Source organism: Pseudomonas sp. WS 5011 (genome assembly GCF_012985775.1).
Taxonomy (GTDB): Bacteria; Pseudomonadota; Gammaproteobacteria; order Pseudomonadales; family Pseudomonadaceae; genus Aquipseudomonas; species Aquipseudomonas peli.
Window position 1 is genome coordinate 166,128 of sequence record NZ_JAAQXA010000003.1, and the last position, 26,345, is coordinate 192,472.

Annotated in this window: 20 protein-coding genes; 8 read left to right on the plus strand and 12 right to left on the minus strand. The window is 62.0% G+C overall.

Going from position 1 to position 26,345, the window contains the following annotated elements:
• Positions 1–4: 4 nt before the first annotated feature.
• The gene (locus tag HBN63_RS04825) at positions 5–673 is read right to left on the minus strand and encodes a murein L,D-transpeptidase catalytic domain family protein (protein WP_262498882.1); all 669 of its coding nucleotides are present in this window, start codon (positions 671–673) and stop codon (positions 5–7) included.
• 160 nt (positions 674–833) lie between these two features.
• Here HBN63_RS04825 and HBN63_RS04830 point away from each other — a divergent pair, with 160 nt between their 5' ends.
• The 3 genes from HBN63_RS04830 to HBN63_RS04840 all read left to right on the plus strand — a co-directional run bounded on the left by HBN63_RS04830 (position 834) and on the right by HBN63_RS04840 (position 3,915).
• Positions 834–2,420 (plus strand): L,D-transpeptidase family protein, encoded by a 1,587-nt coding sequence (locus HBN63_RS04830; RefSeq protein WP_170048604.1) that lies wholly within the window; start codon positions 834–836, stop codon positions 2,418–2,420.
• A gap of 124 nt (positions 2,421–2,544) precedes the next feature.
• Positions 2,545–3,465: an SPFH domain-containing protein gene (locus HBN63_RS04835; protein ID WP_090250305.1), complete on the plus strand. Its 921-nt coding sequence runs from the start codon at positions 2,545–2,547 to the stop codon at positions 3,463–3,465.
• Positions 3,466–3,468: 3 nt separating this feature from the next.
• Positions 3,469–3,915 carry an NfeD family protein gene (locus tag HBN63_RS04840; RefSeq protein WP_170048605.1) on the plus strand — a complete coding sequence of 149 codons (447 nt, stop codon included), beginning with the start codon at positions 3,469–3,471 and terminating at the stop codon, positions 3,913–3,915.
• Positions 3,916–3,974: 59 nt separating this feature from the next.
• Here the strand turns inward: HBN63_RS04840 and HBN63_RS04845 are convergent, their stop codons facing one another.
• The 9 genes from HBN63_RS04845 to HBN63_RS04885 form a co-directional block, all read right to left on the minus strand.
• Positions 3,975–4,880 (minus strand): amino acid ABC transporter substrate-binding protein, encoded by a 906-nt coding sequence (locus tag HBN63_RS04845; protein WP_170048606.1) that lies wholly within the window; start codon positions 4,878–4,880, stop codon positions 3,975–3,977.
• A 35-nt stretch (positions 4,881–4,915) separates the two neighbouring features.
• Complete coding sequence (gene potE, locus HBN63_RS04850; protein WP_167143571.1) at positions 4,916–6,244, minus strand: putrescine-ornithine antiporter; 1,329 nt, start codon at positions 6,242–6,244, stop codon at positions 4,916–4,918.
• A 73-nt stretch (positions 6,245–6,317) separates the two neighbouring features.
• A complete protein-coding gene (locus HBN63_RS04855; protein ID WP_170048607.1) occupies positions 6,318–8,618 on the minus strand; it encodes an Orn/Lys/Arg decarboxylase N-terminal domain-containing protein in 2,301 nt (766 codons plus the stop codon).
• 38 nt (positions 8,619–8,656) lie between these two features.
• Positions 8,657–10,963, minus strand: a complete 2,307-nt coding sequence (locus HBN63_RS04860; protein ID WP_170048608.1) for an Orn/Lys/Arg decarboxylase N-terminal domain-containing protein — start codon at positions 10,961–10,963, stop codon at positions 8,657–8,659.
• 329 nt (positions 10,964–11,292) lie between these two features.
• Positions 11,293–11,682 (minus strand): glycine cleavage system protein GcvH, encoded by a 390-nt coding sequence (gcvH, locus tag HBN63_RS04865; RefSeq protein ID WP_090250315.1) that lies wholly within the window; start codon positions 11,680–11,682, stop codon positions 11,293–11,295.
• A 142-nt stretch (positions 11,683–11,824) separates the two neighbouring features.
• Positions 11,825–12,907: a glycine cleavage system aminomethyltransferase GcvT gene (gene gcvT, locus HBN63_RS04870; RefSeq protein ID WP_170048609.1), complete on the minus strand. Its 1,083-nt coding sequence runs from the start codon at positions 12,905–12,907 to the stop codon at positions 11,825–11,827.
• Between the two features lie 170 nt (positions 12,908–13,077).
• Positions 13,078–14,694 carry an iron ABC transporter permease gene (locus HBN63_RS04875; protein WP_170048610.1) on the minus strand — a complete coding sequence of 539 codons (1,617 nt, stop codon included), beginning with the start codon at positions 14,692–14,694 and terminating at the stop codon, positions 13,078–13,080.
• A gap of 210 nt (positions 14,695–14,904) precedes the next feature.
• Positions 14,905–15,906 (minus strand): extracellular solute-binding protein, encoded by a 1,002-nt coding sequence (locus HBN63_RS04880; protein WP_170048611.1) that lies wholly within the window; start codon positions 15,904–15,906, stop codon positions 14,905–14,907.
• Positions 15,907–16,017: 111 nt separating this feature from the next.
• Positions 16,018–17,667: an acyl-CoA synthetase gene (locus HBN63_RS04885; RefSeq protein WP_170048612.1), complete on the minus strand. Its 1,650-nt coding sequence runs from the start codon at positions 17,665–17,667 to the stop codon at positions 16,018–16,020.
• Between the two features lie 242 nt (positions 17,668–17,909).
• On the opposite strand from HBN63_RS04885, the gene HBN63_RS04890 reads away from it, so the two are divergent.
• Positions 17,910–19,820: a beta-ketoacyl synthase gene (locus HBN63_RS04890; RefSeq protein ID WP_170048613.1), complete on the plus strand. Its 1,911-nt coding sequence runs from the start codon at positions 17,910–17,912 to the stop codon at positions 19,818–19,820.
• A 48-nt stretch (positions 19,821–19,868) separates the two neighbouring features.
• Here HBN63_RS04890 and cysQ read toward each other — a convergent pair whose 3' ends face one another.
• Both cysQ and nudE read right to left on the minus strand, forming a co-directional pair.
• Positions 19,869–20,690: a 3'(2'),5'-bisphosphate nucleotidase CysQ gene (gene cysQ, locus HBN63_RS04895; RefSeq protein WP_170048614.1), complete on the minus strand. Its 822-nt coding sequence runs from the start codon at positions 20,688–20,690 to the stop codon at positions 19,869–19,871.
• A 20-nt stretch (positions 20,691–20,710) separates the two neighbouring features.
• A complete protein-coding gene (gene nudE, locus HBN63_RS04900) occupies positions 20,711–21,277 on the minus strand; it encodes an ADP compounds hydrolase NudE (protein WP_170048615.1) in 567 nt (188 codons plus the stop codon).
• A gap of 133 nt (positions 21,278–21,410) precedes the next feature.
• Between nudE and yrfG the strand changes: the two genes are divergently transcribed.
• The 4 genes from yrfG to HBN63_RS04920 all read left to right on the plus strand — a co-directional run bounded on the left by yrfG (position 21,411) and on the right by HBN63_RS04920 (position 26,289).
• Entirely contained in the window at positions 21,411–22,073 is a 663-nt protein-coding gene (gene yrfG / locus HBN63_RS04905) for a GMP/IMP nucleotidase (protein WP_170048616.1), read from the plus strand.
• Between the two features lie 41 nt (positions 22,074–22,114).
• Complete coding sequence (locus HBN63_RS04910; RefSeq protein ID WP_170048617.1) at positions 22,115–23,008, plus strand: LysR family transcriptional regulator; 894 nt, start codon at positions 22,115–22,117, stop codon at positions 23,006–23,008.
• A gap of 120 nt (positions 23,009–23,128) precedes the next feature.
• Positions 23,129–23,971 carry a formate dehydrogenase accessory sulfurtransferase FdhD gene (gene fdhD / locus HBN63_RS04915; RefSeq protein ID WP_170048618.1) on the plus strand — a complete coding sequence of 281 codons (843 nt, stop codon included), beginning with the start codon at positions 23,129–23,131 and terminating at the stop codon, positions 23,969–23,971.
• Positions 23,968–26,289 carry an FdhF/YdeP family oxidoreductase gene (locus HBN63_RS04920; protein WP_170048619.1) on the plus strand — a complete coding sequence of 774 codons (2,322 nt, stop codon included), beginning with the start codon at positions 23,968–23,970 and terminating at the stop codon, positions 26,287–26,289. The genes fdhD and HBN63_RS04920 overlap by 4 nt, the downstream gene beginning before the upstream one ends.
• Positions 26,290–26,345: the final 56 nt, after the last annotated feature.

Here is a 26,345-nt window from a genome sequence, read left to right on the forward strand (position 1 = left end):
AGTTTCAGCTGCGCGGCAAACGCTGCTGACGGGCGAGGATGCTCGCCACCCGCTGCGGCTTGCACTGCAGGTAAGCCGAGGCTTGCAGCAAGCGCTGATTGGAATGCCAGGCAAACAGAAACTGCCCGCCCTTGAGCTGATCGACCACCATCCGCGCCACTTCCGGACGCACCGCCGGGCAACCCAGGCTGCGGCCGATACGACCATGTTTCTCTGCCCAGCGTGGGCTGACATAACCGGCGCCATGAATCACGATGGCACGCTCGCGGGCCAGGTCGTTCAGCCCAGGCTCCAGGCCATCCATACGCAGGGAATAGCCATGCTTGCCGCGGTAGCTTTCCGCCGTGCGGAACAGGCCCAGACTGGATTGGTGGCTGCCCAAACGATTGGAAAACGCCTCGGCAAAATTCTCCCCAGACTTGCGACCATGGGCGACGAAATCGCGTAATAGCAGACGCTTGCGCTGCAGATCGAATATCCACAAGCGCCGCTCGGTGGAAGGCCGCGAATAGTCGATCACTGCAAGGCGGCGAGCCGGATCCGCACCGTGATTGACCGCACACTGCATGGCCGCCAGCGCATGCTGCAGCGCCTGCTGATTAAGCCCGGGGGCAATCCGCGCCAGGTCCCTGAGCAAGCCATCCTGCTCGGTTGCAGTCGCCGACAAGGGCATGCAAGAAAGCCAAAATCCGATCAGGCAGAACCTGCCAAGACGTCCAAACATTGCGCAAATACCTCGAGTACCGTCGGACGTCCTGTCACAAGATCCGCCCCTAGCCCGCCTATACTGGTTGCGGCTAACCCGCTTTTCGGCCAAGGACTGGAGCAGTAGATTGTTCAAAAAACGTACACTCTACCTGAGCGCTGCCCTGCTCACCCTGCCATTGGTCGCCAACGCCACCGATGCGCCCTTCGCCACCAGCGTCGATCTGCGCCCATTGCTGGCTCAATTGACGCAGCGCTGCAGCCCATTACCGACAAGCCTAGACGAGAATGCTCAGCACCTGCTGCAGGCTTTTTATGCGCAACGCGACGGCCAGCCGGCCTGGCAGAACAGCGAACAACTGCTGCAATTGCGCGAACAGCTGGCGCAATTGGAAGATGACGGCCTGCAGCCCAGTGACTATCTGCTGCCCAGCCTGGTCGCGGAAAGCTTCGCCAAGCAGCGCGACTGCGCGGAACTGCTGACCAGCCACAGCTACCTGCAGGCCCTGCTGCACCTGCGTCGCGGCCGCTTGCTGCAACAGCGCATGGAACCGCTGTGGCAGGCGCCAGGGCAAACCAACCCGGACCCGCAACTGGCGACCCTCTCACTGGCCCTGCTGCATCTGCACACCCCGTCCCTGGCCTTTGCCAGCGCACGGCCGGCCACCGTGCAATACCAGCGGCTGCGTAGCGCTTATGCGCAACAACGCCTGCAGCCGCTGCAGGAGTGGACGACACTCGCCAGCGGCGCACAGCTCAAACCCGGCGGCAAGGATGCGCGACTGCCAGCATTGCGCACACGCCTGATCGCCCAGGGTTACCTGGCTGTACCACCAGAAGAACTGGGCAACACCTATGATCTGGCCACACAAAGCGCCCTGGAGAATTTCCAACGCGACCACGGCCTCAACCCGGATGGCATTCTCGGCACCGCCAGCCTGACCGAGCTGAATGTCAGCCCACAGCTGCGCCGTGAGCAGCTGCGCGCCAACCTTGAGCGCCTGCGCTGGCTGGCCGACTCTATGGGCAAGGCCGAAGTGCTGATCAATGTTGCGGCCGCCGAAATCCAGGTGCAGCGCGATAACCAGCTGCTTTGGCGCAGCCGCACCCAGGTCGGCCGCGCCGAACGGCAAACGCCGCTGCTCGCCTCCAGCATTATGCGGCTGACGCTCAATCCAACCTGGACCGTGCCGCCGACCATTCTGCGTGAAGACAAATTGCCGGCTATTCGCGACGACATCAGCTACCTGGAACGCCACCAGATGAGTGTGCTCGACCGCGACGGCAATCTGCTCGACCCGCAGAGCATTGACTGGGAAAGCCCCGGAGCGATCCGCCTGCGGCAGTCGGCCGGTAGCCATAACCCGCTCGGCCGCGTCGCTGTGCGCTTCGACAATCCATTCGCGGTCTACCTGCATGACACCCCCAGCCAGCAGCTGTTCAGCAAAGCCCCGCGTGCGTTCAGCTCGGGCTGCGTAAGGGTCGAGGCGGTCGACACCCTACTCGCCTGGCTGCTCACCCCGGATGAGCTGAGCAGCGTGCAGACGCGTATCGCCAGCGGCGAAACCCAGCAATACCGCCTGCAACATCCGGCGCCGCTGCTGATTGCCTATTGGACGGTCGAAGCCAGCAAGGACGGGGCCCTGCGCTACTACCCGGACATCTACGCGCGCGACATGCGCCTGGTCAAAGCCCTGGCGCCAAACGTGCACTGATCGGCCGCCATGACCGTTGATCGGCACACTCTGCAACGCCATCGACAGCAGTGCCAACGCCAACTGTGCTTAGATAGCTGAACAGCTAATCCGCAGACTAAAACCCACCAAGGAGCTACACCACATGGAAATCGGCAGCGTCATCTTTCTCTTTGTCGGCCTCGCCGTCGCCATCGTTTTTATGGGCTTCAAGGTCGTGCCGCAGGGTTTTGAATGGACGGTGGAGCGCTTCGGTCGCTACACCAACACCCTTAAGCCGGGCCTGAACATCATCGTCCCGGTAATGGACAAAGTCGGCCGCAAGCTCAACGTAATGGAAAACGTGCTGGATATTCCGCCACAGGAAGTGATCACCGCCGATAACGCCACGGTGCAGATCGACGCCATCTGCTTCTTCCAGATCATCAATTCGGCCCAGGCCGCCTACGAGGTGAACAACCTCGAACACGCCATCCGCAACCTGGTGATGACCAATATCCGTACCGTGCTCGGCTCCATGGAGCTGGATGCCATGCTCGGCCAACGCGACGCAATCAATGAGAAGCTGCTGCGCACCGTTGATGAAGCCACCGCACCCTGGGGCATCAAGATCACCCGTATCGAGATCAAGGACATCAGCCCACCCGCCGACCTGATGGCCGCCATGTCCGGGCAGATGAAAGCCGAGCGGATCAAGCGCGCACAGATTCTCGAAGCCGAAGGCCTGCGCGCCGCCGCTATCCTTACCGCCGAAGGGCAGAAGCAGGGCGACATCCTCAAGGCCGAAGGCCAGCGCCAGGCTGCCTTCCTCGAAGCCGAAGCGCGCGAACGTGCCGCCCAGGCAGAAGCTGAAGCCACGCGCATGGTTTCCGAAGCCATCGCCCAGGGCAACGTGCAGGCGGTTAACTACTTCGTCGCGCAGAAATACATCGAAGCCCTCGGCCAACTGGCCAGCGCCAATAACAGCAAAGTCATCCTGATGCCGCTGGAAGCCAGCCAGGTGATCGGTGCAGTCGGCGGTATCAGCGAAATTGTCAAAGCCACCTTCGGCGAGAAGAAGGGTTAAACCATGTGGGACTTTTTACAGCACCTGTCGTACTGGAACTGGCTAGCGTTCGGCACCCTGCTGCTGATCCTCGAAGTGTTCGGTGCCGGGGGCTATCTGCTGTGGATCGGCCTGGCCGCCGCCAGCGTCGGCCTGCTGACCTTTATCTTTCCGGGCCTGCCGTGGGCTGCGCAGTTCATCCTGTTCGGCCTACTGTCGATACTCACAGCAGTGTTCTGGTGGCAGCGCCAACGCAGCGCCGCAAAGCCATCCGACCAGCCTGGGCTGAACCAGCGTGGCAGCGAATTCATGGGACGCACCTTTACCCTGCATGAAGCCATCCATGAGGGGCGTGGCAAGATAAAAGCCGGAGACTCGTTGTGGTTGGTCAGCGGCCCGAATCTACCAGCGGGCACGCCGGTGCGCGTGGTGGGTCAGGACGGTGTGGTGCTGCGGGTCGAAGCCGAGTAATCGGCCTAACAGGCAAACCGGCACTGGCGAAAAATGCTCAGTGCCGGCTAAGCTGCCTGTCACTCAGGCAAGGCGTACACCTTGAACAGCGCCTTGACCATATCCCCCGGCTCACCGAAGTAGCGACCGTAAATCTGCTCCAGCTCACCTGAGCGCTGCGCCTTGCTAAGGGCCGTGTCGACCAACAGGCGGAAGTCTTCGTCACCACGCGTTAAGGCCATCGCCACCGGGGCGAATTCGTAGATTCGCTCCAGAACCTGCATATCACTGGCATCATCACGCTTGGCCAGGTAATTCTTCAGGACCATGCGCTCAGAAAAGAACGCATCGGCCTTACCCTCGGCCACCAACTGCACACCTTCCTCCTGGCTGCTGACGGTCACCACCGTAGCGACAACACCCAGCATGCGTTGCTGCTTGCGAATCCAGGCTTCTGTCGCTTCGCCCTGTTTAACCGCATAGGTATGGTTAGCCAAGCCGCGATTGACCGTGGCGCGCCAAGTCGGTCCGCTGTGTGCCACCTCACCGTTGAGCGCGTTGAGCAAAGCCTCGGGCGCATCCTTGCGCACCAAGACCGCCAGCCCGGCGGTGTAGATGGGCAGGGAGAAACTGACGTGCTTACGCTGACTGAGGCTTTCCACACTGGGCGAGCAGAGCAGGTCTAGCGAACCATCACGCACGGCGCTCAGCCCTTGTGTCGCCTTCACAGACTGATAGCGCACCTGCAGCGCAGGCAGGTTCAGTTCGGTTTTGACCTGTTCGACCACCTTCTCGCACAGCTCAATCGCATAGCCGCCGACTTCACCGTTTTGCAGGCTGCTAAACGGGGCAATGTCGTCGATATAACCCAGATTAAGCGTGTTGCTGCTTTCGATGCGCTGCAACGTATCGGCGTGGGTTACAGGCGACAGCGCAAGGAGGCAGGCCAGCAGCAGGTTGAACGGATTACACAGGTGAATATTCATATCCATATCCCCAGATTCAAAGGGTTTACCGGCCATTACGCCTTACCGGGCGTGGGTTGCTCGGCAACAAAGCGCTTGGCGATAAAGCCGTACAGCAGATAACCCAACGCCAGCACCAGCATCGCGCCGAACACCGCATCCTTGCCCGAGGCATACAGGGCGTAGAAGCAATAAACCATCGCCACCATCAGCACCACCACGTTGCGGGTATAGATCGCCGCGCTGACGCGGGCCTTGTACATGATCACCAACAACCCGGAGAGCGCCGTGACATAGGGAATCAGGTTGGTAACGGCCGCCAGATTGACCAACTTACTGAACTGCGCGCTGGCGTTCGGCGAGATAGTCGAAAGCGCCAACAGGGTTTGCAGCACCCCGCACACGATCATGCCGATCACCGGTGCATTGGCCGCCGTCACCTTGCCAAACAGCTTGAGGAACATGCCCTGATCCGCCGTGACCTTAGCCGTTTGCGCCAAAGTGAACTGCCAACCCAGCAGCGAGCCGATACAGGCCATGACAGCCAGGCCCATGATGATGTTGCCGATAAAGGGGTTGAACATCTGCGCATAGACATAGGCAAATGGCGCGCTGGAGTTGGCCAGCTCGGCATTCGGTACGATGCCCTGAATCACCGTGGTCGACAGCACATACACTACGGCTGCGCCGAGGGTGCCGAACAGGCAGGCCAGCGGCACATTGCGCTCTGGATTTTCCACCGCATCGGAGTTCTGCGCCGCCGATTCCATGCCGAGGAAGGCCCACAGAGTCAGCGGAATACTCTGCGCAATGGCGTCGCTGATCTTCAGGCTGTGCGGGTTCCAGGCATCCTTCAACACCGCAGGGTCAAACCAGAACCAGCCGATCAGGCTGAGCCCCGCCACCGGGATGATCACGCCCCAGACAGTGATCGCGCCAATTCTGCCGGTGATACGCGGGCCGCCGAAGTTGGCCACTGTGGTCAGCCAGATCAGCCCGACCGTGCCGACAAACAGCGGAATCGCGCCACTGCCCAGCCAGGGGAAGAACGGCGTGAGATAACCCACTGCAGAAATACCGATGGCCACGTTGCCGATGGCCAGCGAAAGAAAATACAGAAACGAACAGAGAAAGAACGCCGACTTGCCGTGCGCTTCCTCGGTATAGGCCGACATACCGCCCGAGCGGTGGCAGTAGATGCCGCATTGGGCGAAACAATAGGCAATGGCCATGGAGCCGACTGCCGTGATGATCCACGACAGCAACGAAACCGCGCCCAACTGGGCCATGCTCGACGGCAACATGATGATGCCGGAACCCATCATGTTGACCGACACCAGGGTGGTGAGCCCCACCAGGCTCATCTTCTTGCTTGACTCAGCCATCGACCTCTCCTTGTTCTTTGCGTGGCACTGGCGCGGCCAGCAGACAAGGCTGCCGGCCCGGAGTGGCTAAGCGTTACTGTTTGACCACATAGACCTTGTACGTCAGCCCACCCTGGCCATCGCGCTCAATCTCGACGCCATGGTTGTCGTGCTCGAAACCGGGGAAATGGCTATCGAACAGCTCCATCGCCAGCAGGTAATCGATGATCGCTTGCTTGTCCGCGCCAGCCTTCTCGCCCGGCATCATCAGCGGGATGCCCGGTGGATACGGCACAACCTGTACGGCCACGGTGCGGTCCAGCATGTCACGCACTGCGATCTGCTCAATCTGGCCTTTCACCAGCTTGGCAAACGTCGCCCGCGGTGATGACACCACATCCGGCAACAGGCTGAAGGCAGCGTCCATGTTGTGCAGCAGCTCGGAGGCGAGCATGTCCTGGTGCATCGCGTCGGCCAGGTCCTTGAGGCCCATGCCGGCGTAACGCTCGCCATGGTTGGCGACCAGCTCAGGCATCACCAATTCCAGCGAGGCATTGCTGTCGTAGTGCTTCTTGAACTCCATCAGCCCAGCGACCAGCGAGCCCCACTTGCCCTTGGTCACGCCCAGGCTGAACAACAGCAGAATCGAGTACGGCTCGGTTTTTTCAACCACAATGCCGCGGCTGGCGAGGAAGGACGACACCAGCGGTGCCGGAATGCCGCTGTCCTTCATCTGCCCTTCAAGCGTCTGGCCGGGCGTCAGTACGGTGACTTTGATCGGGTCGAGCATGCAGTAATCGCTGCCCAAATCGCCGAAACCATGCCAGTTGGCCGTTGGCTTGAGTACCCAGGCATCGCCATGGTGCAGGGTCTGTGGGTCAATTTCAGCAAAAGGTACACCGTTGACTTCATCCGGCTGCCACACGCCAAACCACCAATCCTGCGGGTTGCGTTTGCGTACTTCGGTGCCCAAACGAACCATGGCCTGGCGAAAGCTGATGGCCTCACTGATCGACTCATCGGTGAGGTACTCGCCAGCATCGTCCATCATCTTCGCCGATACATCGGTGGAGGCGATGATGCTGTATTGCGGCGAGGTCGAGGTGTGCATCATGAAGGCTTCGTTGAACAACTCTGGTTTGACCGGCACCTTGCCCGAGCGGATATGGATCATCGACGCCTGCGACAGCGCCGCCAGCAGCTTGTGGGTGGAGTGGGTGACGGTCACCGTGGCGTCATCGGCATGCCGTTCGCCGCGGTGCATGCCGTAACGGCCTTCATACAAGGGGTTGAAGCGCGCGTAGGCGTACCAGGCTTCGTCGTAATGAATCCGGTCGACGCTGCGGCTCAGCTCGCGGGTGGTGGTCTGCACGTTGTAGCAGAGGCCGTCATAGGTCGAGTTGGTCAGCACGGCCAAGACCGGACGCGCCTGTTTGTCAGCCATCAACGGGCTTTCGACGATTTTCTGCGCCACCGCCTCGGGCGTCAGCTCGCTGCGCGGCACCGGGCCGATCAGCCCGCGTGCGTTACGCCGTGGCCGCAGGTACAGCGGCACCGCGCCGGACATATTCAGTGCGTAGTTCAGCGACTTGTGGCAGTTGCGATCGACCAGCACCGCATCGCCATCGGTGACCGCCGAGTGCAGGACGATCTCATTGCTGGCTGAACTGCCACCGACCGAGAAGAAGGTGTAATCGGCGCCAAACACCCGCGCGGCATTCTTTTCCGCTTCGGCAATCGGCCCGGAGTGATCATTCAGCGAGCCCAGCTCACCCACCGATACGCTGAGGTCGGAGCGCAGCATCTGCTCGCCGTAGAAGTCGAGAAAACTGCGACCCACTGCGGTCTTCATAAAGGCGGTGCCGCCGGTATGCCCTGGGGTGTGCCAGGAGTATTCGTGGGTGTCGGCGAAGTTCACCAAAGCGCCAAAAAACGGCGGCAGGATGCTGTCCAGGTAGCGCCGGGCAGCGGCTTCGATGCGGCCGGCGACAAACGCCGGGCTGTCTTCCGGCTGCCAGATAAACCCGTCGATATTTTCAACAAACTCCAGCGGCACCCGGCTCTGATGCGCCTGGCTCATGCCGAGCATGATCGGCAGCTGTGCGGTGCGCTGGCGGATCAGCCGAATTAGGTGCAGCGCTAACGGCAAGTTCTCCTCGCACAAGCCCCAGCCGAGAATGACGCAGCAATAGGCTGGGTCGGCGCGAAAGGCGATTTCCGCGTCATCCAGCGAGCTGACTCGCTCAACCTCCAGGCCATGTTGCTGCAAGGCCCGACCCACCTCCTCGGCGCTGCGCAGAACGATGCTGTCCGGGTGCTCCAGGGTGTTGACCACAATCAGCACCGGGTAACGCTGGGCTAGGGATGCCGGCAACGGCACTTTCGCGTGACTCATGATGAACTCCTTGTAATAGACCTGATGGGTGCCAGCCCTTAGCGCTTGAGGCACCAGAAGTGGTAACCGCCGTCCTGATGCACGGCGCCCTCTACCTCTTTCTCGAAACCGGGGAAGTGATTGCCCCAATCCTGCAGGGCCTGGATGTAACGAATCCACGGGCCATCCAGCGGACCGAGGTTCTCGCCGGGCATGACAATCGGGATGCCAGGTGGATACGGCATGATGCCGACCCCGGTAACCCGCCCAGCCGCCTGTTGCAGCGGCAACAGTTCGACTTCGCCGGTTTGCAGCGCCTGGAACGCAGCGCGCGGGGTTGTTTCGATCAACGGCAGGTTGCCGAAGGCTTCGGCCTGCAGGGCGTCCATGCGGCTGCTGCGCATGTACTCGAACATCTCGCTGCTGAGGTCACGCAGGCCCATGCCGCGGTAGCGCTCAGGCGCCTTGGCGACCAGATCAGGCAGCACCCTTTCCAGCGCCACATTGCCGTCGTAGTGGCGCTTGAAGGCCAGCAGCACGTTGATCAGCGTGCCCCACTTGCCCTTGGTTACGCCGATGCTGAACAGGCACAGCACCATAAAATCGGTGATACGCGACGGCACAATGTTGTTGCGGTAGAGAAAGGCACCGAGGATGGGCGCGGGGATGCCCTCCGCCAGCAGCTGGCCGTCGGCGCCCATGCCCGGCACCATGATGCCGACCTTGATCGGGTCGAGCATGCACCAGCCTTTTTCCAGGCCTGCAAAGCCATGCCATTCGGCGCCTGGCTCCAGCTCCCAGCAGGCGGGATCGCTGGCCAGTTGCTCGGCATCGGCGTCGGCAAAATCAACCATCTTGCCGGTTTTGCTATCGCAGACCTGCGGCGCGTTCCATGGCTGGAAGAACCAGTCGCCACGGCTGGCAAACTCGCGATGGGTTCGCGCCAGCGCCTGACGGAAATCCACCGCCTCGCGAAGCGAATCCTGAGTCAGGCTATAGCCGCCGTTGCCATCCATCATCGCCGCACCCACCTCGTTGGAGGCGAACAGTGCATACAACGGCGAGGTACTGGCCTGAATCACGAAGGATTCATTGAAGCGGCTGTGCTCGACCGGATTGCGACCGTTGCGGATATGGATAAACGAGGACTGCGACAGCGCCGCCAGCAGCTTGTGGGTCGAGTGGGTGGCAAACACCGTAGGGCCATCGGCCGGGTGGCTGGCGGGATCGCCACGCATGGCGTAACGCCCCTGGTACAGCGGATTGAAGCGCGCGTAGCCGTACCAGGCCTCATCGAAGTGAATGCGCTCACTGCTCTGCGCCAGCATGCTCTCGGCGCGTTCGGCGTGCAGGCACATGCCGTCATAGGTGCAATTGGTGACCACGGCATACACGGGCTTGCTGCCCTTGGCCTGGGCACGCAGCGGGTGGTTGGCGATGGCGGCCTGGATGCGCTGCGCATCGAACTGCGCAGGCAGCAATGGGCCGATAATCCCGTAGCGGTTGCGTGTCGGCGTCATATACAGCGGCAGGCCGCCAGTCAGCACCAGGCCCTGTTCGATGGATTTGTGGCAATTGCGGTCGCACAGGGCGAACTGGTTTTCACCGACACAGGCCATAAAGATCGCCCGGTTGGAGCCAGAGGTGCCGTTGAGTACCGAATAGCTGGCGTGGGCGCCAAAGATCCGCGCCACATAGGCTTCGGAGTCTGCCACCGGGCCGCTGTGATCGAGCACTGAACCAAGGCTGCCGCGCTCGATACCGCTGTCGGTGCGAAACAGGTTTTCCCCGAAAAAGTCGAAGAACACCCGGCCCACCGGCGACTTGGTAAAGGCAATCCCACCCTGATGCCCCGGCGCAGCCCAGGAGTGCTCATCTTTCATGGTGTAGCGCAGCAGTGCATCGGTAAACGGCGGCAGCAGGTGCTCAAGGTAGCGGTTGATCGCGGCAATCACCCGACCGACGACAAAGGGCGCCGTGTCTTCGAGCATCCAGACGAACTCGTCGGCCAGCCCCATGGCTTCCACCGTGATGCTCTTCTTGGCATTGCGGTCGGCCATTAGAAATACCGGAACGTTTTCGTTGCGCTGGCGAATGCTGCGCAGCAACTCCAGCGCCTGGGCGTGGGAGCTGTCGTCATTCTTGCCCAGGGTCCAATCGACGCAGATGCAATGCAGCGCCGCATCGGACATCACCGCCGCCAACCCATCCTCGTAGGAGGTGGCCTTGATCAGCTCGGCATTGCGGCTGGCAAATTCGTCGACCAGCTCGTTGAGTACGCGCCCACGCATGCTAGTGGGGCTGCCGAGGTCATCGTCGACCATCAGCACGCGCATTTTCAGGGGTTTGTTGGTTCGTCCAATCATCAACCTGCCTCCATCGTCCTTTTGCGCAAATGCAGTCGCACTGCCTATACCCTGACATCCATTAACCGTGCGGGGGTTAGTGCATAGAAACTGGGGAATTGATGCATGCGCACTCAACGCACTATGCACCGAGCAGCGAAACATCTTGTGACATGGATCAACAGCCTAGTCAGCATCGCGGGCCGCGCAAACTTTCTGACCGAACAAACAGCTGAGTGCGACGAATAGCCGTGCTAGAGCGGCACAGTGCCATTACGAGGGGCAAGCAAAGACGCAGAAACAACAAAGCCCCGCGAGGCGGGGCTTTATTTTGCAGCTAAGCGGGAGGCTTAGGCGTCGCTATCGGCTGTGGCCTTGTAAGCGGCCGCATCCAGCAGCTTGTCCAGCTCGCTGGCATCGCTTGGCTTGAGCTTGAAGAACCAGCTGCCGTACGGATCGCTGTTGACGCTTTCCGGGCTGTCGGCCAGGCCGTCATTGATCGCGATGACTTCACCGGAGACTGGTGCGTAGATGTCGGACGCGGCCTTGACCGATTCCACCACCCCGGCTTCCTGACCGGCATTCAGGCTCTTGCCGACTTCTGGCAGCTCGATGAATACCACATCACCCAGGGCTTCCTGCGCGTGATCGGAAATACCTACGGTAACGCTGCCATCGGCTTCCAGGCGCGCCCACTCGTGGCTGGCGGCATAACGCAGATCGGCGGGGATATTGCTCATGTGTCGTTCCTCATCTGACATGACGGCGACCACGCCGTCATGGAAATTTAGCAGGCCTTGGCCATACCGAAAGAAAGTCTTTAAAAACCTAGCGAGCCGCTCCAAAACGGGCGCTCTCGACCATCCATGGCTAACTCAAGGCTTAGATAAGCGCCTTGCCGTTTCGCACAAAACTCGGCTTGACCACCCGCACCGGGTACCACTTGCCGCGAATTTCTACCTCGGCACGTTCGTTGGTAGCCGCCGGCACACGGGCCAGGGCAATGGATTTACCCAGAGTCGGCGAGAAGCTACCACTGGTGATCTCACCTTCGCCCACGCCCTCAACCCGAACCACCTGATGCGCACGCAGCACGCCGCGCTCTTCCAGCACCAGGCCCACCAGCTTAGAGGGAACGCCTTCGGCCTTCTGTTTCTGCAGCGCGGCACGGCCAACGAAACCACGGCTGGCCGGCTCCCAGGCGATGGTCCAGGCCATGTTGGCGGCCAGTGGGGTAACACTTTCGTCCATGTCCTGGCCGTAAAGGTTCATCCCGGCTTCCAGGCGCAGGGTATCGCGCGCGCCAAGACCGATCGGGGAAATACCGGCACCGACCAGTTCATTAAGGAAGGCCACCACTTCGCTGGCTGGCAGCATGATTTCCAGGCCGTCTTCGCCGGTGTAACCGGTGCGGGCGATAAACCACTCGCCATCGGGCTGGCCTTCGAACGGCTTGAGGCTCTGAATCAGGTTGGCGCGCGACTGGCTGACCAGCTCAGCGGTCTTGCTGCGCGCATGCGGGCCTTGAATGGCCAACATTGCCAGTTCGGATCGCTCGTGCAATTGCACGTCGAAGTCGACGCTCTGCAGGCGCATCCAGGCCAGGTCCTTGTCACGGGTCGAGGCATTCACCACCACGCGGTAACCAAAGTCGGTCAGGTAGACGATCAAATCATCCACCACCCCGCCCTGCTCATTGAGCATGCCGCTGTAGAGGGCTTTACCGATACTTTGCAGGCGCTCGATGTCGTTGGCCAGCAGGTGTTGCAGATAGGCCTTGGCCTGGCTGCCACTGACATCCACCACGGTCATGTGCGACACATCGAACACCCCGCAGTCGCGACGCACCTGATGATGCTCCTCGACCTGCGAGCCATAGTGCAACGGCATGTCCCAACCGCCGAAGTCGACCATCTTGGCACCCAGAGCGAGGTGCAGGTCATAGAGCGGTGTGCGCTGTCCCATAAGTGTCTCCTTGCGGGCTGGGCAGTGCAGCGGCAACCCGGCTGAGCCCACACAATCGGGCACTGGCACGGGCTATCAAGATGATCGGCCGCTGCGAATGGCGCGCATTGTAGCCGCAACACCGGGGGCGGTCATCCCAACGTAGCAGCCTGTCGCGCAGGCCCGTTTGGCTAACCGTGACGGCGCGCCGAACGGCGGATAAGCAAAATCACCGGCAGCAGACCGACCAGCACCAGGGTCAGGGCCGGCAGCGCAGCGCGTGCCCACTCGCCTTCACTGGTCATTTCAAACACCCGCACCGACAGCGTGTCCCAACCAAAGGGGCGCATCAGCAGGGTGGCAGGCATTTCCTTGAGCACGTCGACAAACACCAGCAACGCCGCCGACAGCGCACCCGGCACCAGCAGGGGCAGGTAGACCTTGAAGAACAGCCCGACGCCGCCAACACCGAGACTGCGCGACGCTTCCGGCAAGGAGGGGCGGATGCGCGCCAGACTGTTTTCGAGCGGCCCGTAGGCCACCGCCATAAAGCGGATCATATAAGCCAACAGCAGCGCCGAAAGGCTGCCGAGCAGCACCGGCTTGCCTGCACCGCCCAGCCAGCTGGACAGCGGGATCACCAGCTCACGGTCCAGGTAGCTGAAGGCCAGCATGATCGCCACCGCCAGCATTGAACCCGGCAAGGCATAGCCGAGGTTGGCCACGCCGACAGTGCCGCGCATCAAACGGGTCGGGGTTAAACGTCGAGAGAACGCCAGCAGCAAGGCCACACTGACGGTAATCAGCGCCGCCATCGCGCCCAGATACAAGGTGTGCAGGATCAATGCGCTGTAGCGTTCATCCAGATCGAAACGGCCGCGCTGCCAGAACCAGACGATCAGCTGCAGCACCGGGATAACAAAGCCGCAGGCGAATACCAGACCGCACCAGGCACTGGCGGCTAGTGCCTGGCCGCCCTTGAGGTGATACAGCGCCTTGCCGCGCGGACGTTCATTCACCGGACGCACCGCACCGCGGGCGCGGCGCTCGCCGTAGAGCACCAACATCACCGCCAGCAGTAGTAGGCTGGCCAGTTGCGTGGCGCTGGTCAGGCTGTAAAAGCTGTACCAGGTCTTGTAGATGGCCGTGGTAAAGGTATCGAAATTGAACACCGAGACCGCGCCGAAATCCGCCAGAGTTTCCATGATGGCCAGCGCCAGACCGGCGCCAATCGCCGGGCGCGCCATCGGCAAGGCTACGCGCCAGAACGCTCGCCAGGGGCTCAGACCAAGCACCCGTGCCGCTTCCATCAAGCCCTTGCCCTGGGCCAGAAAGGCATTGCGCGCGAGCAGGTAGACGTAGGGGTAGAACACCAGCACCAGCACGATGATCACCCCGCCGGTGGAACGCACCCGGGGAAAGCGCACGTCACTGCCGAACCACTCGCGCAGCAGGGTCTGCAGCGGGCCGGCGAAATCCAGCAGACCGACAAACACGAACGCCAGCACATAGGCGGGAATGGCAAATGGCAACATCAGCGCCCAGTCCAGCCAGCGCCTGCCGGGGAACTCACAGAGGCTGGTAAGCCAGGCCAGGCTCACGCCAAGCAGCGTCACACCCACGCCCACACCGAGGACCAACACCAGGGTATTACCGAGCAGACGCGGCAACTGGGTTTGCCACAGGTGCGCCCAGATCTGCTGGTCGACCTCGTGCCAACTAAACATCAGCACGCTCAGCGGCAGCAGCACCAGCAAGGCAACTGCAAAGGCGATGGGGTACCAGCGGCGCTGGGCAGGATGGGCCACGCAGAGTCCTCAAAACTGGAAAAGACAACGCCCCGGACTAAGCCGGGGCGTCGAGTATAACGGCGTAGGCCGTAGAACCTGTTTACGATTTCGCGAGCTAGAGTCCTGCAAGGCAAAAACAGGCGAGGAAGCGGAGTGTACTTTTGTACATGAGCATTCCGAGCCTGTTTTTAACGCCGCAGGGCCGACGCGCAGCAAATCGTTAAGTTCTTAGTTCCAGCCAGCGCGATCCATCAACATGGTCGCTTCAGCCTGGCGCTTGCCGGCCACTTCGGTGGCGATCGAGTCAGCCTTGAAGGTGCCCCAAGCAGCGACTTCCTTGGACGGTGCAACCGCCGGGTTGGCCGGGAACTCTTGGTTAACGCCGGCAAAGATGGTCTGCGCTTCTTCGGTGGTCATCCACTCCAGCAGCTTGCGCGCGGCTTCGGCGTTTGGCGCATACTTGGTCACACCGGCACCGGCTAGGTTGACGTGCACGCCACGGTCGTTCTGGTTCGGCCAGTACGGCTTCACTTTCAGGTCAGGCTGCTGCTGGTGCAGGCGGCCGTAGTAGTAGGTGTTGGTGATGCCAACGTCGCACTGGCCGGCGTCGATGGCTTGCAGCAGCGCGGTGTCATCGGCGAACACGTCGGTGGCCAGGTTGTTGACCCAGCCCTTGACGATTTCTTCAGTTTTGGCCGCGCCATGGGTTTCGATCAGGGTGGCGGTCAGCGACTGGTTGTAAACCTTCTTGCTGGTACGCAGGCACAGGCGGCCTTCCCAGTTCTTGTCAGCCAGGGCTTCGTAGGTGCTCAGCTCGCTCGGTTTAACCCGCTCGGTGGAGTAGAAAATGGTCCGCGCGCGCAGCGACAGGCCGGTCCAGCTGTCAGTGCTGGAGCGGTACTGGGCCGGGATATTGGCGGTGATCAGCTCGGATTTGGTCGGCTGCAGCACGCCTTCCTGCTCGGCTTGCCAGAGGTTGCCGGCGTCGACGGTGATCAGCAGGTCAGCCGGGGTGTTGGCGCCTTCAGCCTTCAGACGCGCGATCAGCGGCGCTTCCTTGTCGGTGATGAACTTGACCTTGACCCCGGTTTTCGCGGTGTAGGCATCGAACACCGGCTTGATCAGCTCGTCGATACGCGAGGAATACACCACCACTTCATCGGCGGCCTGCGCAGTGCTGGCGAGCGCAGTGAGAGAGAGTGCGGCGAACAAGCCTTTGCTTACCTGCATGGTGTAATGCCTCTTGGTATAGACGAGTTAAGGTGCCAAATAGTAGTGAATGACATTTAGGTTCTCAACTCGTTATCTATTTAAACCTGTAACAAGTGCCTTCAATCCTCCTTATGCCACCGCCTGCTGCGCGGCCAATTGCTTGGCTTGCTCACGCAAAACAAACTTCTGCACCTTGCCGGTGCTGGTTTTCGGCAGGCAGGTAAACACCACGCAGCCCGGCACCTTGAAGCGCGCCATACGCTGCTGACAGAAGGCGATTACTTCCTCGGCCGTCAGCTCTGCACCTGGCTTGAGGGTGACGAAGGCGCAGGGGGTTTCGCCCCACTTGGCATGGGCCATCGCCACCACGGCAGCTTCCAAAATAAGCGGATGGCGATACAGCACGTCTTCCACCTCGATGGAGGAGATGTTCTCGCCGCCGGAAATGATGATGTCCTTGCTGCGATCCTTGATCTCGACATAGCCGTCGGCGTGCCACACCGCCAGGTCGCCGGAGTGGAACCAGCCACCGGCAAAGGCCTCGGCGGTGGCAGAGGGGTTTTTCAGGTAGCCCTTCATCACCACGTTGCCGCGCATCATGATTTCGCCGATGGTCTGGCCGTCTTTCGGCACCGGTTGCAGGGTGTCCGGGTCGGCCACCATCAGGCCGTCGAGCAGCGGCGCTCGCACGCCCTGGCGGGATTTCAGGCGCGCACGCTGTTCCGGGCTTTCGCTATCCCACTCGCTTTTCCATTCGCAGGCCACGCTGGGGCCGTAGGTTTCGGTCAGGCCGTATACGTGGGTCACGCGAAATTCCAGGGCTTCCATGGCCTCGATTACCGCTGCGGGTGGTGCGGCGCCGGCGGTGAGCACTTTCACTGGACGGGTTTTCAGGACTTTCAGCGCGTCATCGGCGTTGGCCAGCATATTCAGCACGATCGGCGCACCGCAGAAATGGTCGACGCCATGCTCGGCGAGCAACGGGTAGATGGCCTCGGCGCGTACATGGCGCAGGCACACATTGACGCCGACATAGGCGGCCAGCGCCCAAGGGAAGCACCAGCCATTGCAGTGGAACATCGGCAGCGTCCACAGGTACACCGGGAAGCGGCTCATGTCCCAGCACATGGCGTTGGACAGGGCATTCAGGTGTGCGCCGCGGTGGTGGTAGACCACGCCCTTGGGGTTGCCGGTGGTGCCGGAGGTGTAATTGAGGGAGATCGCCTGCCACTCATCCGCCGGCAGCTGCCAGGCATAGTCCGGGTCGCCTTCGGCCAGCAGCGCCTCGTAATCCAGCTGACCGATCAGCAGACCCTCGGCATATTCCGGGTCGTCGATACCAATCACCAGCGGCGGTTGCGGCAGGTGACCGACCACACGCTGGGCCAGCTCGCCGAACTCCTTGTCCACCAGCAGCACCTTGGCTTCGCCGTGCTGCAGGATAAAGGCGATGGCTTCGGCATCCAGACGGGTGTTGATGGCATTCAGCACCGCGCCACACATCGGCACGCCAAAATGCGCCTCGAACATCGCCGGGCCGTTGGGCGCAATCACTGCCACGGTATCGCCCAAACCGATGCCGCGCTGAGCCAAGGCCGAGGCCAAACGAATACTGCGGCTATAGGTTTCGCCCCAGGTCTGCCGCAGGCTGCCGTTAATCAGCGCCAGGCGCTGCGGGTAGACGCTGGCGGCGCGCTCAAGAAAGCTCAGCGGGCTGAGCGCCTGAAAATTTGCCGCATCACGGGGCATGCCGTATTCGTAAGGATTGACGCTGTGCATTGTTGTTCTCCAGCTGGGCGTTGTGCGCAGAGACCATAGCAGCCGTAAGGTTTTAGCGATGCGCGACCTTGGTCGAAACCGTGACTCGCAAGTCAGCAATCACGTCAGCATAGGCATCCGAACAGCCATGCTGGGCGCTTGATCGCGGCGCAATAACCGCCGCAGAGCGTTCCAGACTGCGTGACAAGCCTCCATAGCCTTATCTCGGTTTGTCTGGCGTTATCTTTTCAAGGAGTTATCGAGTGACCTCACGCTTACCTGTGATAGTTGGTTTTGGTGGCTATAACGCGGCTGGACGCAGCTCCTTCCACCATGGTTTCCGCCGCACCGTGATCGAGTCCATGGACACGCCTGCGCGCCAGCAGACCCTTGCCGGTCTGGCAGTGATGATGAAACTGGTCAAGGTGGTTGATGGCCACTATCAGGATAACGCCGGCAACACCCTGAGCCTGGCCGAGATCGACAGCCGCTTCGCCGAGCAGATTCTCACCTCGACCCTGGTGCGCCGTATCGAGAAACAGCATCTGGATGTCGACGCCGCGCACTGGCAGAAGACCATCGACATCAGCGCCACAGCCGGTCAGCCGCTGAGCTTTATCACCCTGCGCAAGCACCTGCCAGAGCCGCTGCCGAGCGACTGGACGGTGGACGAGCTGAACGCCAGTGAAGTGCTGGTGACCCTGCATGACAACTGCGAATTCAAGGTCGACAGCTACCGCGCCCTGCCAGTGAAATCCGCCGGGCAGCTGCCCAGCGGCTTCGAGCCGAGCGAGCTGTACAACGCACGATTCCACCCGCGTGGCCTGGCCATGACCATCGTCGGCGTCACCGATGCGCTGCGCGCCACCGGCATCGACTGGCAGACCATCATGCAGCACGTGGCGCCGGACGAAGTCGCGGTGTTTGCCGGCAGCATCATGAGTCAGCTGGATGAAAACGGCTTCGGCGGCCTGATGCAGTCGCGCCTCAAGGGTGGTCGTGTCACCGCCAAGCAGCTGGCCCTGGGCCTGAACACCATGCCGGCGGACTTTATCAACGCCTATGTGCTAGGCAGCGTCGGCACCACCGGCAGCGTCACCGGCGCCTGTGCCACCTTCCTCTATAACCTGCAGAAAGGCATCGAGCTGATCAGTTCGGGCAAGGCGCGGGTGGCCATCGTCGGCAACAGCGAAGCACCGATCAATCAGGAATGCATCGAGGGCTACGGTGCCATGGGCGCGCTGGCCACCGAAGACGGCCTACGCCAGATCGAAGGCAAGGACTCGGTCGACTTCCGCCGCGCCAGCCGCCCGTTTGGCGAGAACTGCGGCTTTACCCTAGCCGAAGCCTGCCAGTTCGTCGTGCTGATGGACGATGCCCTGGCCCTGGAGTTGGGTGCAGACATCCACGGCGCGGTGCCGGATGTGTTTATCAACGCCGACGGTTTCAAGAAGTCCATCTCCGCCCCGGGCCCCGGTAACTACCTGACCGTGGCCAAGGCCGTGGCCAGCGCCGTGCAACTGTTGGGCATCGACGCAGTGCGTGAGCGCAGCTTCGTGCATGCCCACGGCTCCAGCACCCCGGCCAACCGCGTGACCGAATCAGAAATCCTCGACCGCATCGCCAGCGCCTTCGCTATTGAGCAATGGCCGGTCACCGCAGTGAAAGCATTTGTTGGCCACTCCCTGGCCACTGCCAGTGGTGATCAGGTGATCTCCGCTCTGGGCAGTTTCAAATACGGCATCATCCCCGGCATCAAGACCATCGACGCCGTAGCCGACGACGTGCACCAGCAGCACCTAAGCTTCGCCACCGCCGACCGTACCCGCGCGCCCGAGCAGCTGGATCTCTGCGTAATCAACTCCAAGGGCTTTGGTGGCAACAACGCCAGTGCCCTGCTGCTGGCCCCGCATGTGGCCGAACGCATGCTGCGCAAGCGCCATGGCGAAGCGGCCTTTGCCGCCTACCTGCAGCGCCGCGAAGCCACGCGCCACGCCGCTCAGGCCTACGACGCGCAGGCGCTGCTGGGGGATTTGGGGATTATCTATAACTTCGGCAACGACCTGATCGACGATAAGCAGATCGAGATCAGCGCCGAGCAGATCAAGGTGCCGGGCTTCGCCCAGCCGCTGCTGTTCAAAAAGGACGAACGCTACGGCGATATGCTCGACTGAGCATCAGTGATGGGTTGGCCTGCGGCTAACCCATCCTACGGCCACGTCTTAATCCAACGCGCGAGCCAGCTGAATCAGCTCGGCGCGCCAGGGAGCGTCGGCCGGCAGCGCCAGAAAGTACGGATTGAGCAACGACTCACGCGCCTCATAGGTCAGAGTCTCGCCCTTTAGCGTCAGCACTTCACCACCCGCGCCCTCCAACACGCCCTGCGCCGCGGCGGTGTCCCACTGCGAGGTCGGCGCCAGGCGCGGGTAACAATCGGCATTGCCTTCGGCCAGTTGGCAGAACTTCAGCGAGCTGCCGACATTGGCCAATTGCAGATCACCAAAACGCTCGCTCAACCCGGTCAACAACGCTTCCTGCGCCGGGCTGGAATGACGGCGGCTGGCCACCAGAGTAAAGGCTTCCTGTGGGGCCAGACGCACACGAATCGGCTCAGCCTTGCCCGCCGCATCAGCGCGCCAAGCACCAAGACCGGCACCGCCGTAATAGCACTGGCCGGTGGCCGGAATACCCACCACGCCAAACACCACGCGGCCCTGCTCAATCAGCGCGACGTTGACGGTGAACTCTTCGGAGCCGGCGATAAATTCCTTGGTGCCATCCAGCGGGTCAACCAGCCACCAGCGCGACCACTGCGCACGGGTGCTCAGGGCAATATCGGCCGCTTCTTCGGAGAGCACCGGAATATCAGCCGCCAAGACCAGCAGACCGTCATTAAGAATATGGTGCGCGGCCATATCGGCAGCGGTCACCGGCGAGGCGTCGGCTTTTTCATTCACCGTCACATCGGCGCGCCAATGCGGCAATGTTGCCGCGCCAGCCTGGCGCACCAGTTCAATCACAGCGGGAATAAGGGGATGGGGCATTGTTTGGCTCATGGCTTGGCTCATCCCTTGAAAACCCCACGCTGAGTCAGTACATCGCGGGCCAGGTAAAGCGCAGCGAGGGCGCGACCTTCGGTAAATTGCGGGTGCTGGATTAGGCTCGACAGTTCGCGCAGGCTGGTCTGATCGACGCGCATCGGTTCCGGTTCATCGCCGGGCAGGCGTTCTTCATAGAGATCCGAGGCCAGCACCACCTGAATCTTCTGGCTCATATAACCCGGCGACAGGCTCAGCTCGGCCAGCAACTCAAGCTTGTGCGCGCCAAAGCCGGCTTCTTCTTTCAGCTCGCGGTTGGCCGCGTCCAGCACGTCCTCGCCCGGCTCGATCAGCCCTTTGGGCAGCGACAGCTGATAATCATCGGTGCCGCCGCAGTATTCCTCGATCAGCAGCGCGTGCTCGTCATCAACCATCGCCACCACCATCACCGCACCATAGCCGGAACCCTTGCCCACCAGCCGCTCATAGGTGCGTTCCACGCCGTTGCTGAAGCGCAGTTGCAGCTCCTCAACGCGGAACAGGCGGCTGCTGGCGACAATTTCGCGAGCGAGTACGGTGGGTTTCTGACGCATGGGGCGGCTCCTGGGCAGGACATAGCGGGTTATCATAGCGCGGCTTTTCCTATTATCTGCGTAGGAGATTGCGCGATCACGACGCCTGTGGCGCAAATCGCGACCGCCTGCGCATCTACCAGAAGAACTGCGCATGCCTGCCTTGCCCTGGAACGCCATCGACACCGTCCTGCTGGATATGGACGGCACCCTGCTCGACCTGCACTTCGACAACCACTTCTGGTTGCAGCACCTGCCGCAGCGCTATGCCGAGCACCATGGTGTCAGCCGCGCGCTGGCCGAAGCCGAACTGCTGCCGCTGTTTCGCGAGCATGCCGGTACGCTCAACTGGTACTGCACGGATTTCTGGAGCCGCGAGCTGAACCTGTCGATCCGCGACCTCAAGCGCGAAGTCGCGCACCTGATCGCCCTGCGCCCGGACGCCGACACCTTTATCCAGGCCCTGCGCCAAGCCGGCAAGCAGGTGGTGCTGATCACCAACGCGCACCGCGATTCGCTGTCGCTGAAGCTGGAACGCATCGAACTGGCGCCCTACTTCGACCGGCTGATCAGCTCCCACGACTATGGCTTCCCCAAGGAAGACCAGCAGTTCTGGCACGCCCTGCAGCAGGACATCAGCTTCGAGCCGGCGCGCAGCCTGTTTATCGACGACAGCCTGCCAATCCTGCGCAGTGCCGGACATTTTGGCGTCGGCCACCTGCTTGCCGTGCGCCAACCCGATAGCCAAGCGGGGCCAAAGGACACCGAGGAGTTTGCAGCCGTCGAAGACTACCGCGCACTGGTGCAGGGGCTTTAACCTCACACCCGTTGGCCGCCCCAGGACGTTGAGGACGCATCATGGATATCAAACAGCTGAAGTTCCTCATCGCCCTGGATGAAACCCGCCACTTCGGCCAGGCCGCCGCGCGTTGCCATATCACCCAGCCGACCCTGTCGATGCGCCTGCGTCAGTTGGAGGACGAACTGGGTCTGGAGTTGGTGCGCCGTGGCCAACGCTTTGAGGGGTTCAGCGCCGAGGGTGAGCGCATTCTGGCCTGGGCGCGAAGCCTGATGGCCGCGCACGATGGCCTGTATGCCGAAGCGGCCGCCTGCCGTGGCCAGTTGGTCGGCACCTTGCGTTTGGGCGTGGTGCCACTGGCAGGTTTCGATCCGATGCGCCTGGTGCAGTTTTTCGCTGAGCAGCATGCCGGGCTGCGCTTTCAGTTGTTCGCCCTGAGCAGCGAGGAAATTCTCGAGCGCCTGGGGCGTAATCAACTCGACCTTGGCCTGTCGTATCTCGACCGCCTCAACCCGGAACACTTCGACAGCCTGGAGTTGGCGGAAACGCGCATGGGCCTGCTGCATGACCGTCGACATTTTCACTTCACCGACCCGTCCCTGCGCTGGGAAAGCCTGACTGATCTGCCGCTGGGCCTGCTCTCGGCCGGCATGCACTTTCGCCAGTCCATCGACCACAGCTTTCGCTCCCGTGGCCTGACGCCCAATCCACGGTTGGAAACCGATGCCGTGCATCAACTGCTGCAAGCGGTCAGCGCCGGGCTGTGCTGCGCGATCATGCCGCTCAACGGCGGCCTGGCCGAGTTCACCGAGCACTTGGCGCTCACGCCGATTGAGGATGCCCACACCCTCGCCCCGCTGGGCCTGATCCTGCGCCGCAGCGCCCCACGCTCAGCCCTGGCCGAAGCCTGCTTTGCTGAAGCGCAGAAACTTTTACCGGGCGCGACAGGCTGAAAGGCTCAGGCTTGAAGCCTTGATAGATACTGTCGATCACAAGATCGGCAACAGCGATTAGACGCACCCGTTAGAGCGGCCTAGGCTGGCGCTATTGCCTCGCTGCCGGGAAGCCTGCTCATGCCACGTCACGCCCCGACCATCGCTAAAGATTCCGCGCCGGTGCTGCTGCCAGCGCCCACCTACAGCTACGTCGAGCTGGCGGACGCACAGCAGGATGGCGCTGCCGCGCTGGCCAGTGAAACGGCGCTGGCGATCAGCTACAACGGCATCAGCCACAGCGTGATGATGGTCTCGCCCAGCGACCTTGAAGACTTTATCTACGGTTTCAGCCTGAGTGCCGGCCTGATCGATAGCTTCGATGAGATCTACGATATCCGCCTTCAGCAACAGGCCAGCGCCATCAGCGCCGAGGTGCAGGTCAGCAACCGCGCCTTTTGGGCGATCAAGCAGCAGCGTCGCACCCTGGCCGGCAACAGCGGCTGCGGCATGTGTGGGGTCGAAGCGCTGGAACAAGCCCTGCCGCAATTGCCCAGCCTCATGCCCAGCCCACTGCCAGCAGCCGCCCACTTACAAGGTTTGCGTACGCGAATTCAGGCCGTACAAACCATGGCCCGCCACAGCGGCGCGGTGCATGCCGCGCTGTTTGTTGATGGCCAGGGACAGATTCGCCTGTGCCGCGAAGACATCGGCCGGCATAACGCCCTCGACAAGCTGCTCGGTGCCTCGCACCGCGAAGGGGAAACCCCGCGCCAGGGTTTTGCCGTGGTCACCAGCCGTTGCAGCCTGGAGCTGATCCACAAGGCCCTGCGCGCTGGCATCGGCACTCTGGTCAGCCTATCCGCGCCGACCACCCTCAGCGTGCAGTGGGCGCGCCAGCACAACCTCAACCTGATTCACCTGCCCCAGCACAGCGCGCCACGGGTCTACAGCCCGGCCGCACCCGGAGTCGCCCAGCCATGAGCCTGCAACCGATCAAGCCACGCTATCAACCCTACACCGGCGCAGCCGCCGGTTGGGGCGCGCTGCGCAGCGTGACGCACTTCTGGCTGGACAGTAAGCAGCCGTTCAAAAACCTGCGCGCCCTGCTCAAAACCAACCAGCACGGCGGCTTCGACTGCCCCGGCTGCGCCTGGGGTGATTCACCGGAAGACGGCCATATCAAGTTCTGCGAGAACGGCGCCAAAGCGGTCAACTGGGAGGCCACCAAACGCCGTGTGGACGCCGCCTTCTTCGCCCGTTACAGCGTCAGCCAACTGCGTGAGCAAAGCGATTACTGGCTGGAATACCAGGGCCGCCTGACCGAGCCGATGCGCTATAACCCCGCCAGCGATCATTACCAACCGATCAGCTGGGACGCCGCCTTTGCCCTGATCGCCGAACATCTGAGGGCGCTGAAAAGCCCCAACCAGGCCGAGTTCTACACCTCCGGTCGCGCCAGCAACGAAGCGGCCTACCTGTATCAGCTGTTCGTCCGCGCCTTTGGCAGCAACAACTTTCCCGACTGTTCAAACATGTGCCACGAAGCCAGCGGCGTGGCCCTCGGGCAGAGCGTGGGCGTCGGCAAAGGCAGCGTGACCTTCGCCGATTTTGAGCACAGCGATGCGATCTTCGTGCTCGGGCAGAACCCCGGCACCAACCACCCACGTATGCTTGAACCGCTGCGCGAGGCGGTCCAACGTGGCGCGCAGGTGGTGTGCTTCAACCCGCTGAAAGAGCGCGGCCTGGAGCGTTTTCAGCATCCGCAACATGCGCTGGAGATGCTTAGCAACGGCTCCGAACCGCTCAACACCGCGTTCTTCCGCCCGGCTCTGGGCGGTGATTTAGCCGCCCTGCGCGGCATGGCCAAGTTCCTCCTGCAATGGCACCGCGAAGCGCTGGCCCAGGGCGAGCCAGCGGTGTTCGACCTGACCTTTATCGCGGAACACACCCACGGCGTGGACGACTATTTAGCGCTGCTGGATACCAGCAGCTGGGATTCGCTGGTCGAGCAATCCGGCCTGAGCCTGGACGAACTGCAGCATGCCGCCCTGCTCTACCGCCGTGCCGAGCGGGTGATCATCTGCTGGGCCATGGGCATCACCCAGCACCACAACTCGGTTGCGACCATTCAGGAAATCGTCAACCTGCAACTGCTGCGCGGCAACCTCGGCCGTCCCGGTGCTGGCCTGTGCCCGGTGCGCGGCCACAGTAACGTGCAGGGCGACCGCACCATGGGCATCAATGAGCGCCCGCCAGCAGCCTTTCTCGATGCGCTGGAGCAACGCTTTAACTTCCAGGTGCCGCGCGCGCAGGGCCACAACACCGTCGAGGCGATCAACGCCATGCTCGACGGAAAGGCCAAGGTGTTTATCGGTTTGGGCGGCAACTTTGCCCAAGCCACCCCGGACAGCCCGCGCAGCCATGCCGCGCTGAGCCGCTGCGCGCTAACCGTACAGATCAGCACCAAGCTCAACCGCAGCCACCTGACCACCGGAGCCAACGCGCTGATTCTGCCGTGCCTGGGACGCACCGACATCGACCACCAGGCCGGCGGCCTGCAGGCGGTAACCGTGGAAGACTCGTTCAGCATGATCCACGCCTCCTACGGCCAGCTCGAACCGCTGTCGCCGCAAATGCGCTCGGAGCCGGCGATCATCGCCGGTATCGCCAAGGCCACCCTGGGTAACCATCCGGTCGACTGGGACGCGCTGATTGCCGATTACCGGCGCATCCGCGAACTGATTGCCGAGACCATTCCCGGTTTCAGCGACTTCAACCAGCGCCTGCAACACCCCGGTGGCTTCTACCTGGGCAACGCCACCGCCGAACGACGCTGGCTGACCGCCAGCCACAAGGCCAACTTCAAGGCCAACCCGCTGCCCGCCGACCTGCTGCCGCCGCAGGTGCGCAGCAGCGGGCAAACGCCGGACTTGATCCTGCAGACCCTGCGCTCCCACGATCAGTACAACACCACCATCTATGGCCTGGATGACCGCTACCGTGGGGTCAAAGGCCAGCGCCAGGTGCTGTTCGTCAATGAAGCGGACATTCTGCGCCTGGGCTTTCAGCTGGGGCAGCAGGTTGATATCCAGTCCATCTGGGATGACGGCATCGAGCGCAAGGTTGCTGGCTTTACCCTGCTGGCTTTCGACATTCCCGCTGGCCAAGCCGCCGCCTACTACCCGGAAGCCAACCCCCTGGTGCCGTTGCAGAGTTTCGGCACGGGCAGCTTTACCCCGACCTCGAAATACGTAGCCATCCGCTTGCAGGCCCATCAGGCCACTGCGCGCATTCTTTAAGCGAATGTGTGGCGGCGATCACAGCGGCGACCAGCGGCAGGGAATTTTTCGGCAAA